This window comes from Streptomyces sp. NPDC004752 (assembly GCF_053601275.1).
Genome location: NZ_JBSGBN010000279.1, coordinates 1792 through 2897 on the forward strand (window position 1 = coordinate 1792; position 1106 = coordinate 2897).

Here is a 1106-nt window from a genome sequence, read left to right on the forward strand (position 1 = left end):
AACTGGCCGTAGACCGGAACCTTCTGGGTACCCGGGGCAGCGACCCGCCGGTCGAGGACGACGAACGGCACGCCGGTCGCGCCCAGCTCCACACCTTCGGTTCGGTCGGCGCGTACGCGGTCGGCGTACTCACCGCTCGTGAGGATCGCGTGCACTCGCCGGCCGTCCAGCCCGACCGACTCGGCGACCCCGGCCAGGGAGTCGGGGGCGTAAGGGTTGAGGGTGCCGACGAAGAAGCCGTCCTGGACAGTCGAGAAGAACTCGAACCCCGGCCCCTCGTCGTTGGCGTACTGCACCACGCGGTGCAGGTCGAAGGTGTTGGCGCTGAGACGGTCCAGCGTGAACTCGAGGCCCTCCTTGCGGGCGATCGCCTGGATCTGGCGCTCTGCCGCCATGAAGTGGGCGGCGGTTCCGCCGTGGGTACGAATGAAGGCTTCCTCGATCGTCTCCGGCTGCTTCGGCGCGGCCGGGTTCAGCTCGAAGGACCGCATCACGAGCTTGAACCGATCCGCGTCCGGGCGGTGCTCGATCGCGGTCCGGAGCCGGTGCTTAGCGACATAGCACCACGGGCAAGCCAGGTCGGACCACATCTCGATGACGACCTGCGCCCCCTCGGGTGCGTTACCTGCTCAACCATCTTCCTTCTTCACCTCACTAGTAGTGCGTAACACCATCATGAGTGAGTAAGGGAGAGCTTACAAAAGGCACTTTCAAGTGCGTGGGCACCGCCCGACAGGCACTACACCCTCATCTGCGAAGAGCCGGCCCGGGCCAGAGCCTGCTCTCCGGTGCGCAGAGGTCCGATCGCAGCATCGAAGACCGCGTGGGTGCCGCACTCCACCAGGCCGACCATGCGCAACTGCGGGTAGCCCACGTCCTGTTCGCCGCGCCCGGAGCGGGGCGGACGGCCGAACGCCTCCACGTTCGCCTTCGTGTCGGGCAGGTCGAATGTGGTGCCGTCGATCGCGGTCAGCCGCCAGCCGCGGTAGAAGGCGCCCTGCGTGTCCGGTGTGGCAACCGGACGGCACACCCGCGCGAACAGTTGCCGCAACGGCGCCACACCCAGCGTGGCCGCCAGCGCGGCCTGCATGGTGGTGATGTGGGCC

1 protein-coding gene and 1 pseudogene are annotated in these 1106 nt (G+C 67.7%); both read right to left on the reverse strand.

The genetic code is table 11. The features are described from left to right. Window positions 1–590, reverse strand: a 590-nt coding sequence (locus ACWEKM_RS46270; protein ID WP_451627326.1) for a DsbA family oxidoreductase, incomplete at its 3' end; no start/stop codon positions are given. Window positions 591–739: 149 nt separating this feature from the next. Next, window positions 740–1106 (reverse strand): annotated as a pseudogene (locus ACWEKM_RS46275) (hypothetical protein); the annotation flags it as partial.